This window comes from Mycobacterium sp. NTMscope_Eco_3 (assembly GCF_976985685.1).
Map to the genome: position 1 here is coordinate 5155206 of NZ_CDRJYZ010000001.1, position 12884 is coordinate 5168089.

16 protein-coding genes are annotated in these 12884 nt (G+C 67.2%); 4 read left to right on the plus strand and 12 right to left on the minus strand.

The window, feature by feature from the left end:
- Positions 1–30: 30 nt before the first annotated feature.
- The 5 genes from AC0KTM_RS23950 to AC0KTM_RS23970 all read right to left on the minus strand — a co-directional run bounded on the left by AC0KTM_RS23950 (position 31) and on the right by AC0KTM_RS23970 (position 4323).
- Positions 31–972 (minus strand): class I SAM-dependent methyltransferase, encoded by a 942-nt coding sequence (locus tag AC0KTM_RS23950; RefSeq protein ID WP_472416869.1) that lies wholly within the window; start codon positions 970–972, stop codon positions 31–33.
- A 75-nt stretch (positions 973–1047) separates the two neighbouring features.
- Complete coding sequence (locus tag AC0KTM_RS23955; protein ID WP_225327238.1) at positions 1048–1683, minus strand: TetR/AcrR family transcriptional regulator; 636 nt, start codon at positions 1681–1683, stop codon at positions 1048–1050.
- A 2-nt stretch (positions 1684–1685) separates the two neighbouring features.
- Positions 1686–2669 carry a pirin family protein gene (locus tag AC0KTM_RS23960; RefSeq protein WP_472416871.1) on the minus strand — a complete coding sequence of 328 codons (984 nt, stop codon included), beginning with the start codon at positions 2667–2669 and terminating at the stop codon, positions 1686–1688.
- Positions 2670–2773: 104 nt separating this feature from the next.
- Positions 2774–3322 carry a Dps family protein gene (locus AC0KTM_RS23965; protein ID WP_225327240.1) on the minus strand — a complete coding sequence of 183 codons (549 nt, stop codon included), beginning with the start codon at positions 3320–3322 and terminating at the stop codon, positions 2774–2776.
- Positions 3323–3411: 89 nt separating this feature from the next.
- Positions 3412–4323 (minus strand): DNA-3-methyladenine glycosylase family protein, encoded by a 912-nt coding sequence (locus AC0KTM_RS23970; protein WP_472416873.1) that lies wholly within the window; start codon positions 4321–4323, stop codon positions 3412–3414.
- Between the two features lie 62 nt (positions 4324–4385).
- On the opposite strand from AC0KTM_RS23970, the gene AC0KTM_RS23975 reads away from it, so the two are divergent.
- Positions 4386–4784, plus strand: a complete 399-nt coding sequence (locus tag AC0KTM_RS23975) for a nuclear transport factor 2 family protein (RefSeq protein ID WP_472416875.1) — start codon at positions 4386–4388, stop codon at positions 4782–4784.
- Here the strand turns inward: AC0KTM_RS23975 and AC0KTM_RS23980 are convergent.
- The 4 genes from AC0KTM_RS23980 to AC0KTM_RS23995 form a co-directional block, all read right to left on the minus strand.
- Positions 4778–5158, minus strand: a complete 381-nt coding sequence (locus AC0KTM_RS23980) for a DUF427 domain-containing protein (protein ID WP_472416877.1) — start codon at positions 5156–5158, stop codon at positions 4778–4780. The two genes, AC0KTM_RS23975 and AC0KTM_RS23980, sit on opposite strands and share 7 nt — an antisense overlap.
- Before the next feature lie 50 nt (positions 5159–5208).
- A complete protein-coding gene (locus tag AC0KTM_RS23985; protein ID WP_472417549.1) occupies positions 5209–6036 on the minus strand; it encodes a class I SAM-dependent methyltransferase in 828 nt (275 codons plus the stop codon).
- A 78-nt stretch (positions 6037–6114) separates the two neighbouring features.
- Positions 6115–7134 (minus strand): NAD-dependent epimerase/dehydratase family protein, encoded by a 1020-nt coding sequence (locus AC0KTM_RS23990; RefSeq protein WP_225327243.1) that lies wholly within the window; start codon positions 7132–7134, stop codon positions 6115–6117.
- Complete coding sequence (locus AC0KTM_RS23995) at positions 7131–7637, minus strand: nuclear transport factor 2 family protein (RefSeq protein WP_472416879.1); 507 nt, start codon at positions 7635–7637, stop codon at positions 7131–7133. The genes AC0KTM_RS23990 and AC0KTM_RS23995 overlap by 4 nt, the downstream gene beginning before the upstream one ends.
- Positions 7638–7768: 131 nt before the next feature.
- Here AC0KTM_RS23995 and msrA point away from each other — a divergent pair, with 131 nt between their 5' ends.
- On the plus strand, positions 7769–8284 hold the full coding sequence (gene msrA, locus AC0KTM_RS24000; RefSeq protein WP_225327245.1) for a peptide-methionine (S)-S-oxide reductase MsrA: 516 nt from the start codon (positions 7769–7771) through the stop codon (positions 8282–8284).
- A gap of 5 nt (positions 8285–8289) precedes the next feature.
- Here msrA and AC0KTM_RS24005 read toward each other — a convergent pair whose 3' ends face one another.
- Positions 8290–9615: a cytochrome P450 gene (locus AC0KTM_RS24005; RefSeq protein WP_472416881.1), complete on the minus strand. Its 1326-nt coding sequence runs from the start codon at positions 9613–9615 to the stop codon at positions 8290–8292.
- Between the two features lie 141 nt (positions 9616–9756).
- Here AC0KTM_RS24005 and AC0KTM_RS24010 point away from each other — a divergent pair, with 141 nt between their 5' ends.
- Together AC0KTM_RS24010 and AC0KTM_RS24015 are read left to right on the plus strand one after the other, a co-directional pair.
- Positions 9757–10362, plus strand: a complete 606-nt coding sequence (locus tag AC0KTM_RS24010) for a TetR/AcrR family transcriptional regulator (RefSeq protein WP_225327247.1) — start codon at positions 9757–9759, stop codon at positions 10360–10362.
- 106 nt (positions 10363–10468) lie between these two features.
- Positions 10469–10681 carry a TOBE domain-containing protein gene (locus tag AC0KTM_RS24015; protein ID WP_225327248.1) on the plus strand — a complete coding sequence of 71 codons (213 nt, stop codon included), beginning with the start codon at positions 10469–10471 and terminating at the stop codon, positions 10679–10681.
- Between the two features lie 25 nt (positions 10682–10706).
- Here AC0KTM_RS24015 and AC0KTM_RS24020 read toward each other — a convergent pair whose 3' ends face one another.
- Both AC0KTM_RS24020 and AC0KTM_RS24025 read right to left on the minus strand, forming a co-directional pair.
- Positions 10707–11594 (minus strand): alpha/beta fold hydrolase, encoded by an 888-nt coding sequence (locus tag AC0KTM_RS24020; RefSeq protein WP_472416883.1) that lies wholly within the window; start codon positions 11592–11594, stop codon positions 10707–10709.
- Between the two features lie 29 nt (positions 11595–11623).
- A complete protein-coding gene (locus AC0KTM_RS24025) occupies positions 11624–12868 on the minus strand; it encodes a sulfotransferase family protein (protein ID WP_472416885.1) in 1245 nt (414 codons plus the stop codon).
- Positions 12869–12884 lie beyond the last annotated feature (16 nt).

The window sequence follows — 12884 nt, forward strand, 5'->3', positions numbered from 1 at the left end:
TTAACTCCTTGGGTCTTGGGCAGGCGAAGGTCAGGAGGTGGTCCCGCCGAGACGCGCCCGCAGCAACGTGCTGCGCACCGCCTCGTCGGAAAGGTCGTCGGGTACCGCGCGGCCGAGTCGGGCCATCTCGTCGCGGTTGTCCACGGCGTGCACGTGCCAGCCGTGGTCGGTCAGCCACGCGGCCGCATCCGAGCGGTCCGGTTCGTGGTAGGTCAGCGCCTGGACGTTGACGTCGAGGCCGAGCCGCTCACGCATCCGCAACCAGCGCTGCGAGTTGCTCCGCGAGTTGATGCCGAACACCTCGATCGCGACCTGGCTGCCGGGCGCGCTGAGCGCGGTGAACATCTCGAACAGCCGGTCCTGGGCGTCGCTGGGCAGGTACGGCAGCAGCCCCTCGGCCAGCCAGGCGGTCGGTTGCGTGCGGTCGAATCCGGCGGCGGTCAGGGCCGCGGGCCAGTCGTCACGCAGATCCACCGCGACGGGATGGCGGATGGCGGTGGGCACGGCGCCGTGCTGCCGCAGGATTCCGGTTTTGTACTCCAGCACCTTGGGCTGGTCGATCTCGTAGACCGTGGTGCCGGTGGGCCAGTTCAGCCGGTAGGCCCTCGAGTCCAGCCCGGCGGCCAGGATCACCGCCTGCCGGATTCCGGAACGCACCGCGCCGTCGAAGTACTCGTCGAAGAAGTGGGTGCGCACGGCCTGGTAGTCGATGCCGGTTCGATGCGCGCGCCGCCCGTGCTGATCGTCGTCGAGCCAGGACAGCTCCGGGTCTGCCAGCCGCGCCCACGCCGGCCCGGCCGACGACACCAGCAGGCGGGCGAACTCGTCACGAATCAGTGGATCGGGCCCGGCGGTCTCCGCCGCGCGCGACGCGGCGACGCCCAGGGCGGTGGCGCCGACGAGTTCGGTGATGGACCAGCTGTCGCCGGCAGACCGCACCGAGGGCGGCATCGAGGCATCCAGATCAGTCATATCCCGACCATGGTACCGGGATAAGTTAGTTAGCCTATACGCTTTGTGCGCAACTTCACTGCGCCTCGAAGCGCGTTAGTCCTCGCGCCTCTGGAACGCGCCTTCCAGCAGTCGGCGCATCACCCCGGTGAGCGCGAGCAGGGTGTCCGGGCTCTCGACGTAGCCCGCGTACACCCCCACCCCGCACACCAGCACGAGCAGGGCCTCGGCCAGCACCTTCGCCTCGACATCGGCGACGATTTCACCACGCTCGATCGCGTCATTGATGACGCGCAGCAGGAATTCTCGACTGATTCGTACTGAATCGTTATCGGTTCCCGTCAAATCCGGATGCCGCTGCGATTCGAGCACACCGCTGATTAGAAACGCGGACCCGGCCGGGTTCTTCCAATTGGCTCTGGTCGCTTCGGAGATGAATGCGGTCAACTGTGCCACCAGCGTGGTCTCACGTTCGGCCTTTTTGATGCCGGCCCCGATGACGAATTCGTTCGTTTCGTTAAGTACTTCCCGATACAACGCCCGCTTGCTCGAAAAGTAATGGTTGATCGCCGGGCGGGTGAGGTCGGCGCGCGCCGCGATGGCCTGGAACGTCGCGCCGTCGTAGCCGCGTTCGCTGAACACCAAACGAGCAGCTTGGATGATTCGCTGCCGCGTCTCGTCCGCCTTCGCTGCCGGCGGACGGCCCGGCCTGCGATTCCCCCGTGGAAGCATTGCTAGAGTGTGCCACCGCCATGGTGAGGCATTAGCGCATTTGGCGGAATAGTGCCAAATTTTCCGGCCTGGTAGTCCTCGAGCGCCTCGATCAATTCCGCGCGGGTGTTCATCACGAAAGGCCCGTAGTGGAATACCGGCTCGCGAATGGGCCGTCCGCCCAGAACCAGCACATCAATTGCGGTTGCGTCGGCCGAATCCCGGACTCGCTGCGCGCCCACGGTGATCCGGTCGCCGGGCCCCAGGACCGCCAGCTGCCCCTGGTGGATCGGGTGGGCGACCGGGCCGACGTAGCCGCTGCCCGACAACACGTACACGAGCGCGTTGAAGTCGCGCCGCCACGGGATGTTGAGCCGGGCCCCGTTCTCGACGGTCGCGTGCGCGAGCGTGATCGGCGTGTGCGTGACGCCGGGGCCGCGGTGGCCGTCGATCTCGCCGGCGATGATGCGGATCAGGGCTCCGCCGTCGTCGGACGCGAGCAACGCGGCGTCAACACCCTCGATCGCCTGGTAGCGCGGCGGCGCGAACTTGTCTTTCTTCGGCAGGTTCACCCACAGCTGGACGCCGTGAAAGAGGCCCCCGCTGTCGACGAGTTCGGCCGGCGGCGTCTCGATGTGCAGGATGCCCGAACCGGCGGTCATCCACTGCGTCGCCCCGTCGGTGATCAGGCCGCCGCCCCCGTGGGAGTCCTGGTGGGCGAATTTCCCGTCGAGCATGTAGGTCACGGTTTCGAAGCCGCGGTGGGGATGCCAGTCGGTGCCCCTGGGTTCGCCCGGCTGGTAGTTGACCTCGCCCAGCTGGTCCATGTGCACGAAGGGATCCAGGGCGGCGCTGCCGACCCCGGCGAAGGCCCGGACGACCGGGAACCCCTCGCCCTCATACCCGCGCGGACCGGTGGTGATCGATCGCACCGGCCGCTCGGTGTCGGCGGGACCGGGCGCACGGACCCGCGGCAATGTCAGCGTGTTGGCCGTAACTGCAGGCATCTGACCTCCTCGTATCGTGGATACCCGGTATAACCGGACTGCGGTCCATTTATTCCCGAGGCGGTCGGCGCCGCGCCCACGCGCGATTTATCCGAACGGAAGCGTCAGGATTTGCTGCGCGCGCTCTTGGCGGCGGACTTTTCGGTGCTCTTGCCCGCGTGCGCCAGCTGGCCGCCGGCGCTTTCCAGGTGCGCCCGGACGAACCACTGGAACTTCTCCAGCTGCCCCGCCTGGCCGATCAGCATGTCCTGGGTCACCTGGTCGAGTTCATCTGTCTCGTCGATGTATTGGCGAATGTCTTCGATCACGCCGTTGTAGACGAGGTCCAGCGCGGCCAGGTGGGCCTGGACGGTGTCGCGGCCAACCGAATAGTCGTCCCACGAGCGGTCCTTGATGATGGCACCCGGCGTGCCCTGCGGCGAAGAACCCAGGGCGGCAATGCGTTCGGCGACATCGTCGGCGAACGCGCGCACCGCATCCACCTGCGGGTCGATCATCTCGTGCACCCCGATGAAGTTCGGACCCACCACGTTCCAGTGAATGTGCTTGAGCGTCAGGTGAAGATCGTTGTAGGTGCTCAGTTGCTTTTGCAGCAGTTCGGTGAGCCGTGCCGCCTGCTTGTCGGTCAATCCCGGAATTGTGAACTGAGTCATCGCGTGTTTCCTAGCTTCCTTCCATGGGGTTCTCACACAGTTACTTGCCGTGTTGGGTACCCGATGGCGACGCCGAAAAACGCGGCGGATCACAGCGAGTGGATTTGCTGCACCGGCAGCCGCGGCCCCCGGCGCGGCTCGTATGCCAATCCGCTGGCTTCGAGCAGCCGGACCACGCGCTGGCGGTGCGGCCGCATCGGCTCCAGCAAGTCGAGCATTCCCGCGTCGTCGACGGGCTCACCCAGCAGTGTCCAGCCGATCATCTTCGGGATGTGGTAGTCGCCCACCGACACGGCGTCGGCGTCGCCGAAGGCCCGTTGCGCGGTCTCGGCGGCGGTCCATTCCCCCACCCCCGGCAGCGACATCAACGCCTCGCGCGCCTGCGCCGCCGGCCGAGACGTCAACCGCTCCAGCGAGGCGGCCCGCCGCGCGCAGGTCACCACGGTTTGCGCCCGCCTCGGGTCGACGTTGGCGCGATGAAACTCCCATGACGGGATCGTTCGCCACTGCTGCGCCGACGGCAGCACCCGCATCCCCTCCGGCGCCGGCCCCGGCGCGGGTGTCCCGTACTTGGTCACCAGCACACGCCAGGAGCGAAACGCGTCGGCGCCGGGCACCCGCTGCTCGATGATCGCCGGGATCAGCGCCTCCAGCACCAGCCCGGTGCGGCCCAGCCGCAGGTGCGGAACCCGTCGGTGCGCGGCGGCGACCGTCGGATGCCGCGGCACGAAGTCCGACGCGTCGTCCTCGAGACCCAGCAGGGCGGGCAGCATTTCGACGAACTCCGGCGCGCCGCTGCCCCACGCCACACAGTGCGCGGCGTTGGGGGCCGCCCGGGTGATGCGGGCCGTGACGGGGCCGGTGGCCAGCAGGCTGGTCCGCCAGATCGAGCCGTCCCCGGGCGCCCGGAAGCACGGATCCGCGGGGCCACGGCGAAGCGGCGACAGCGTGTGCCCGAAGCTGGCGGCGCCGGGGAACACGACCGTGCGCGTGCTCTTCACCTGATGACTCCCCGACTGCTCGATTGACCGTGAACTCCGTCCCCAGTCAGTATTGCGGTGTGATGACGCCGTTCGATGACCCTCAGGGCGAACTGGCCTGGATGTTCCTGCAGAGCACCAGCGACGGCGGCGATCTGGACGAGGGCTTCGCGCTGCTCAGCGACGACTTCACGTATTGGACGCTGTACACGCGTACGCCGTGCGACAAGGACACCTTCCGGCGCGCGATCGAGCGGCGCAAGCAAGACGTCGAGCTGGTCATCGACTTGGTGCGCTGCGTCAACGAGGGAGAGACCGTGGTGGTGGAGGCGCACGCCGCCGGCACGACGGCCGACGGCGCCGCCTACGACAGCCCGTTCGTGTGCATCTTCGACACCCGCGACGGGCTGATCGTCTCGATGCGCGTCTACAGCGACACCCGGGCGGTGGCGTCCGCGCTTCCGGGTTGGGTTCCCTACTGAGGCGAGACGCTGATGTCGGCCTTGTCGGGGTAGAACGCGACATGCCCGGCGATCGCGGCGACCGCGGGATAGGGCTGCTCGTAGGTCCAGATCACGTCGTCGACGGTGTCCCCGGCCGCGGTGGTCACGCTGTAGTAGCTGGCGTCGCCCTTGAACGGGCAGTACGTGCTGGTGTCGGTGCGGGTGAGCCGCTCCTGGACCACGTCGGCGACCGGAATGTATTGCACCGCAGGGATTGTCGCTTCGCGTAGTTCCAGCGCGGCGGTGGTGTCGGCCACCAGCTCGCCGTTGACGCGGACCTGCACCCGGCCCTTCGTGGGTTCGATGGTGATCGGGTGCCCCGCGCTGGGCTCGAGGACTTGCCGGTGGGCCATGATCGATACCTCCTACAGACGCCTATGGGGCTTGCAACGCCCGGCCGCCGTCAACCCTTCCCGTCCGGCGGGCCGAATGCGTAGCGATGGTACTGGGACATGTTCGCGGCGGCGGGGATCAGCGACATCACCCTTCCCAGGAGTCGGGATGAGCGTGGCAATCGTGCGAAGGTGTCCGACTCGAACCAGCGCTCGCAGGCCAGCAGCCGCACCGCCGGTACGGCCGCGATGATGTCGTCGGGCCCGTTGATCGCCCACCGCAGCGTGGATCCCGACCGTCGCACCACGGTGTTGAGCCATTGCGACTTGATCCCGAGCCAGTTGAACACGTCGAACTGCAGCTCACCCGAGCCGAACCGATCGACCACCCGGCGCAGCAACGCGGTGCCGTCCTGCTCGGTCAGGTACATGGTCAGCCCCTCCCCGATCATCAGCGTGGGTCGGTCGGTGGGGATTTCGCTCAGCCACGACGGGTCGGTGACCGAGGCGGCGATCACGCGATAGTGATCGCGGCTCGGGTAGAGCTGGGCGCGCAGCGCCGCGACCTCGGGGTAGTCGACGTCGTACCACTGCACGTCCGGACCCGGCTGCACGCGGAAGAACCGGCTGTCCAGTCCGCAGCCCACGTGCAGGACGACCGAGCGCGGGTGCGCCGCAAGGAATTTGCGCGCCCACTCGTCGAAGTGGGCCGAACGGGTAGTGACCGACGGCGCCCGCCGGGCGGTGATGGTCGTCTTCTTCCAGTCGTAGTCGATGCGATCGACGATCTCCTTCGCGTACCGATCACCCAGGATCGGCTTGTCGAAGTCGGCGTCCAGCGCCTTGGCGTAGAACGTCGCCAGCATGGTCTGGGGAGCCCCGGTGAGATCGACGGACACTCGCTCGGTACTCACCCGCTCGAGGCTAGTCCCACGCCCAGCGCCGCGCCGCGTCCTGAACAGCGGTCGGCGTGGTGTTCAGCGGGGAGTCGCGCTCTTACCCTTGGCATTTCGCATGGCTGCCCAGAATCGGGCCGCCTCGCGGATGGATTCCTCGACCGGGCGTGGCTGCCAGCCCAATTCGCGGACGGCCTTGCTGTGGTCGACGGGCGCCTCGGCGCGCATCATGCGCACCGATGCGAGGCTGAGCTCGGCGTCCTTGCCGGTGAGCCGGGCCCGCAGGCTGCCCAGCGCGCCGAGGGCGTACAGCACCGGAACGGAGATGGAACGTCGCGGCGGCGGCACGCCGGCCTCGTCGGCCGCGATCCGCACCACCTCGGTCAGCGCGATCATTCGCTCGGAGATCAGGTAACGCTGCCCGATGCGGCCGCGCTCGGCGGCCAACAGCATGGCCTGGGCGGCGTCGGTGACGCCGACGACTTCCAATTGGATGCCGTCCATGGTGAAGGGCAGCTTGCCGAAGACGGCGCCGGCGATGAACGCGCCGTGCGGGGTGCGGCCCCAGTCGCCGCTGCCGTAGGTCGTCGACACGCACATCGCCACCGCGGGCAGCCCGGATTCGGCCACGTAGCGCATCACCAGGTTCTCGGCCTGGACCCGGGACTGGACGTAGTCCGACAACCCGCGGGTGGCGACGACGTCGTCCTCGGTCGCCACGTGCCCGCGCCGCCGGCCGACCGTCGCGTAGGTGCTGGTGAAGACGAACCGGCGCAGGCCGGGTTGCGCGACGGCCACGTCGAGAACGTTGCGCAGCCCCTCAACGTTGGTGCGAAACAGCGGCGAGGTGTCGCGCAGCCAGGCGCGGGTGTCGACGACGCAGTAGTAGACGTCGTCGACCCCGTCCATGGCCTGCTGCAGCACGGCGGTGTCGAACACGTCACCGTGAAACCGGGTGAGTTCGAGGTCGTCGATGGACCGGGTGTTGGCGTTCTCGCGCACCATGGCCCGCACTTCATGACCCTTGGCGACCAGCTGGCGCGTGACGTGCGAACCGAGAAAGCCGTTGGCGCCGATGACGAGTTTGGGCCTACCGGTCACTGGGCCCCTCCGTACTGGTCCATGAACCGGGCGGCGTCCTCGTCGAGGGTGCCGAGTTCCTGCGCCTTGCGACACCACTTCAACGTGGCCTGCACGAAGCGCAGCGGGTTGTAGATGTCTTCCTGCTGACGCCACAGGCCATCGCCGGCGTAGGTGATGATCGAGATGTTGGTCGCGCCGATTACGGTGCCGTCGCCGGGATCGCGCATCGGGTTGTTGAGCTCCATGATGATGCGCCCCGTGGGCTCGTCGATCACCGACCACAGCGACGGGAACGCGACCATGTGGCTGCCCGGGAAGCTGCCCATCGTCCTGCTGATCCACTCGCGGACTTCGTCGCGGCCATGCATGGTGCCCGCCGCGTGTTCGATGTACAAGACGTCGGGTGTGTAGTGCTGGACCCACGCGTCCCAGTCGTGCGACCGCGCCGCCGCATCGACGGTCGCTTCGAATTGCTGGAACGCGGCGGCCAGTTCGCTCCGGGAGAACTTCGGCGTGCTCACGCCCAAAACTAGAACACGTTCTACCGCAGTTTGTCGAGAGCTTGACCTCGGCCGCGTGACCCTCGGAAAGAGATCAGGATAATCGGAAGCGAGATTGCGACCATGCGGTGCGAGCGAAGCGAGGCAATGACATGACCGATACCCAAAAAGCGATCCTCGCCGGCGGGTGCTTCTGGGGAATGCAGGAACTCATCCGCAAGCAGCCCGGAGTCGTCTCGACGCGGGTCGGCTACACCGGCGGTGACGTCCCCAACGCGACCTATCGCAACCACGGCACCCACGCCGAAGCCATCGAGATCTTCTACGACCCAGCGGAGACCGATTACCGGACGATGCTGGAGTTCTTCTTCCAGATCCACGACCCGACAACGAAGAACCGCCAGGGCAACGACCTGGGGATGAGTTACCGGTCGGCGATCTTCTACCTGGACGAGGAGCAGAAGCGGATCGCGCTGGACACCATCGCCGACGTCGAGGCGTCCGGCCTGTGGCCGGGCAAGGTGGTGACCGAGGTCAGCCCCGCCGGCGACTTCTGGGAAGCCGAGCCCGAACACCAGGACTACCTGCAGCACTATCCGAACGGATACACCTGCCACTTCATCCGCCCGGGCTGGAAGCTGCCGCGGCGTGCGTCAGCCAGCCAATAGGCGGATCAGCGCCGGCGCACCGTAATCCGGCCGCCGTCCTTCGGGGTGAACGCCACTCCGCGGCAATGCCACCGCTCACCGGGCGCGTCGGTTGTCTCAATTGTCAAGTGGCGCAACACCGTCCGTAGCACGACATCCATTTCCATATTGGCAAACGCCGCCCCTACGCAGCGGCGGGTCCCGCCGCCGAACGGAATCCACGACAGCGCCGACGGCTTCGTGTCGATGAAGCGTTGCGGGTCGAACCGCCGAGGATCGGGGAACACATCGGGGTTGTCGTGTATCTGCGCGATACCGACGATGATCGAATGGCCGCGCGGGATCGCCCATTCGCCGAGCTGGTAGGCATCGGGGTACACGTGGCGACCGGCGAAGTCGATGACGGTCCTGGCCCGTTGAACCTCGAGGATCGTCGCTTGGCGCAGCTCGTTGCCGCCTTCACCGGCCCCGTCGGCCTCCTCGACCAGCCTCGCCAATAGCTCGGGGTGCCGGCTGATCCGCTCGAACGCCCATGCCAGCGTTGACGCGGTGGTCTCGTGCCCGGCGGCCAGCAGGGCCAGGAGCTCGTCGCCAATGTCCTTGTGCGACATCGCGGAACCGTCGTCATAGGTGCTGCGTAATAGCAGCGCCAGCACGTCGGTCCGCTCGGCGAAATCCGGGTCGGCCCGCTCCGCGGCGATCAGCTTCTCGATGACGATGTCGTATTGGCGCCGCCACTTGTCCAACCTGCCCCAGGGGCCGAACCGTGGATAGCGCTTCGGCTTCGGCAGCGCCGCAAGGCGTGAGCCCAGGGTGACCCACGGCGGGATGAGCCGGCGCAGCTCGTCGAGTTCGGCCCCCTCGGCGCCGAACACCGCGCGCAGGATGGCGTTCAGCGTGATCCGCATCATCGGCGGCAACGTCGCGAATGACCTGCCCTCCGGCCAGCCGGCCATCTCGCGCAGCGTCTCTTCCTCGATGATGCTCTCGTAATTTTTCATGCTCTTGCCGTGAAACGGCGGCGCCAACAGCCGCCGCCGGCGGCGATGGTCGTCGCCCTCGAGTCCGAATACCGAGCCGGGACCGAACAGCCTGCTCAGATTGGGCTGGATGTTGCCGAGTTCGTCTGGGCTGGTGGTGAAGATCTGCTTGGCCAGCTGTGGATCACTGACCATGATGACGCGCCCCCACATCGGCAGCCGCAGCGTGAAGACGTTGCCGTAGCGGCGTGACAGGCGTCGCATCATCATCCGTCGCGACACGGCAAAGCCGATGCCCTGCAACAGCTTCGGGCTTCGGACCGCAGGGGGCAAGTGGACCGTTGCCGGTGGGACGGTGGCTACTTCACTCATGGCGTCATTGCTCCCCACATCTGCTGGTCCGGATTTGGTACCGCGATGTACCACAGACCTTTCGAAGTACGGTACTCTGCAGTACCAGAGCTGACAAGATGCGTTTCGCACCGAAAGGGGGCGCCGACCGTGACTTCAGCAATGACAGCAACGGTTGGCGACCCCGCTCTCGGCGACGTCGATCCATTCCGACTCCGGCTGCTCGACGGCTTGGCCACGTCGATCGCCGAACGCGGCTTCCGCGCCAGCACCGTCGCCGATGTCGTCCGTCACGCGCGCACGTCCAAGCGCACCTTCTACGACCACTTCGCGGGCAAGGAAGAGTGCTTCCTCGAGCTCTTGGCCGTCGACATCGAGAAGCTGGGCGCGAAGATCGCGGCGTCGGTCGATCCCGACGCCGATTGGCACGTGCAGATCCGGCAGGCGGTCGAGGCCTATGTCGGATACATCGAGGCCCGCCCGGCCATCACGTTGAGCTGGATTCGTGAATTGCCGTCGCTGGGTGCGGCCGCCCGCCCGGTCCAGCGCCGCGGGTTGCAGCTGTTGACCAGCCTGCTCATCGACCTCAGCGCCAGTCCCGGATTCCGCCGCGCGAAGCTGCCGCCGTTGACCGCGCCGCTGGCCGTGATCCTGCTGGGGGGCCTGCGGGAGCTGACCGCACTTGCGGTCGAAGACGGAAAACCGGTCCGAGAAATCGTGGAACCGGCCGTGGATGCGTCCGTAGCCCTGCTCGGCCCGCGGCATTGAGCTCGTCCGGCCGCGTAACGCGAGGTGTCGCAAGCCATTCCGGGCCCGGCCGAGCGGGGCTAGGCTCACCGCAGACCCCACCCGTTCTGACGTGGAGGATTCTGCGATGCGGCTCTCGACTCGAAACCAGCTCCGGGGAAAGATCACCGAGGTCGAACTCGGCACCGTGATGGCCGTGGTGAAGGTGACGCTCGACGGGGGCGATCAGGTCGTCACGTCGTCGGTCACCAAGGACGCCGCGACCGACCTCGGGCTCAAGGTGGGGCAGCCGGCGACCGTGTTCATCAAGTCGACCGAAGTCACCATCGGCGTCGACTAGGCGCGCCGAAAAGCCCTCACCCGCCTTACTTTTCGGCGAGGAAGGCGCGGACCCGATCCAGCACCAGGTCGGGCCGCTGGTCGACGATCCAATGGCCGACCCCTTCGACCAGTTCGACCTCGAAATCCTTGATGTGGTCGGCGTATCCCTCGGTCAGGTCCGCCGTGATCACCGGATCCTCGGTGCCCGTCAGCCAGCGAACGGGGACGTCGACGCGGGCGTTGTCGTACTCGCCGCGCAGCCAGCTCAGCATCTCCCTGGTCTGAAACGACCGATACCACCGCGAGCCCGCCTCGGCGTGGCCGGGTTGTTGCATGCACTCGACGTAGAGCCGCACGTCCTCCTCCGGCAGCGTGTAGCCACCGCCGACCCATGACCCCAGCAGGCGCAGAAACCGGGAGTTCGGCGCGCTGATCACCCGCGGGCCGATGATCGGCAACGAGATTGGGATCTGGTACCAGAACCGCCAGACATTGCGCAGCGTCGCCGGGGAGCGCTTCACGAACGGCGCCGAGGTGTTCACCCCGAAAAAGCCGGTCACCCTTTCCGGGTGGCGCAGCATCATGATGAAGGCGGCCGGCCCGCCCCAGTCGTGGGCCACCAGCTTGACCGTCGCGACGCCCAACCGATCCAGCACCCCGGCCAGATCGTCGGCCATCTCGTCCTTGCGGTAACTGGAGCGCGGCGCCGAACTCCAGCCCGAGCCGCGCAGGTCCGGACACAACACCCGGTAGCCGTCGGCGGCCAGCGGCCCGATCAGCTCGCGCCACTCCCACCAGTTCTGCGGAAAGCCGTGCACCAGCATCACCACCGGCCCGCTCGCCGGGCCCGCGTCCGCGACATGGATCGTCACGCCGTCTCCGAGATCGACGTACCTGTGTTCGACACCGCGCAGCGCGGGCATAGTGACCATGAGTTGAGAACGTAGCGGCTCGAAAAGGCTTAGGCCAGAAACCGCTCGACGTACGGCGCGAAGCGCTCCCGCAGGTTGTCCTCGTTCAGCCCGAACATCTCGAAGGACGTTTCGACGTTGCCCAGCCGCCCGCGCCGGTGGCCCGCCAGGTAGCCGGTGATCGCGTCGCGCGCCTCCTCGGTGAACGGCTCGCCGGCCAGCGCGTAGACCCGCTCGGCGACGCCGGCTTCGTCGGCCATGAATTCGTCGAACCGGATGTCGACCGAGCGGTCCGGGCCGATGGTGTCGCGGTCGCGCACCAGGGCGCTGAGCATCTGATCGAGGCGGTCGATCCAGGAGTTGGCGATCTGCTCCACCGGCACCGGCGAGCGGTGCATGCGCGCGGAATAGGTGATCATCGCGATCATCGACAGCGCCACCGGCACGGGATCGCGGTGGGTGAACACGACGATGCTGTCGGGGAACACCCGATCCAGCACCGGCACCTGTTCGAGGTGCTGGGGCGACTTGAGCAACCAGCGCCGCCCCCCGCGCAGAAACTGCATCGCCCGCAGCTGGGTGGCCAGGTATTCGTAGTGCGGCGTCTGGTCGTGGGACTGGTAGTACTCACGCCAGCGCGGCACATCGGCGAGCGTCTCCAGCAGCATCGTGGACACGTCGTTGGCCAGCAGCTGGATCTCCTCGTGGACGTGGTCGGTGGTCATTTCGTGCATGAGCGCGAAATGGGGCATCACCATGTTGATCACCCCGACCGCGACGTCCATCCGGGTCCGCCGCGGATCCGGTTGCACGCCAACCTCATTCGGCATCGGAAACGGCTCGTTGCTTTCCCAGTACGGCATGGTGCGGAAGGTGGGTGGCGCCGCCAGCAGGTTGTGCAGGTGCGTGGTGCCGGTGCGGGGCAGCCCGGCGATCACCACGGGCGAGATCAGTTCGATGTCGTTGATCTCGGGATGGCGCCTCAGCAGGTCGGCCAACAACAGCCGGTTCTTGAGGATCTGCAGCAGTTGCCCATAGAAGTTGACCGCACCGGCGCCGTGCAGCCCGTCGATCTCGCGCAGCGCGGCGAGGTAGACGTCGAGGCGTTCCCGGTAGTCGTCGGGCCCGAAATCGTGCAGCCCGGTGTCCTCGCTGGCCTTGGCGTGCACGGCGTCGGCGTCCAGCGGGCACTCCGGGGCCATCGCGGTCATCATGTCGAGGATCTGCTGACCCTCGGCGCTGAATCGGGGCGTGGCCAGGTCATCGAGGGAAACGGAGCGAACGGCATCGGTCACGGCGACTTATGTTACT

Coding starts and splice junctions, on each gene's coding strand:
- AC0KTM_RS23980 (WP_472416877.1), bottom strand. CDS start 5,158: ATGGCCCACCGGCAAGTCCTCGAGCCCAGCGCGGGGCACCCGATCACC.
- AC0KTM_RS24015 (WP_225327248.1), top strand. CDS start 10,469: ATGCGGCTCTCGACTCGAAACCAGCTCCGGGGAAAGATCACCGAGGTC.
- AC0KTM_RS23975 (WP_472416875.1), top strand. CDS start 4,386: ATGACGCCGTTCGATGACCCTCAGGGCGAACTGGCCTGGATGTTCCTG.
- AC0KTM_RS23965 (WP_225327240.1), bottom strand. CDS start 3,322: ATGACTCAGTTCACAATTCCGGGATTGACCGACAAGCAGGCGGCACGG.
- AC0KTM_RS23950 (WP_472416869.1), bottom strand. CDS start 972: ATGACTGATCTGGATGCCTCGATGCCGCCCTCGGTGCGGTCTGCCGGC.
- AC0KTM_RS24005 (WP_472416881.1), bottom strand. CDS start 9,615: ATGAGTGAAGTAGCCACCGTCCCACCGGCAACGGTCCACTTGCCCCCT.
- AC0KTM_RS23955 (WP_225327238.1), bottom strand. CDS start 1,683: ATGCTTCCACGGGGGAATCGCAGGCCGGGCCGTCCGCCGGCAGCGAAG.
- msrA (WP_225327245.1), top strand. CDS start 7,769: ATGACCGATACCCAAAAAGCGATCCTCGCCGGCGGGTGCTTCTGGGGA.
- AC0KTM_RS24020 (WP_472416883.1), bottom strand. CDS start 11,594: ATGGTCACTATGCCCGCGCTGCGCGGTGTCGAACACAGGTACGTCGAT.
- AC0KTM_RS23960 (WP_472416871.1), bottom strand. CDS start 2,669: ATGCCTGCAGTTACGGCCAACACGCTGACATTGCCGCGGGTCCGTGCG.
- AC0KTM_RS24010 (WP_225327247.1), top strand. CDS start 9,757: ATGACAGCAACGGTTGGCGACCCCGCTCTCGGCGACGTCGATCCATTC.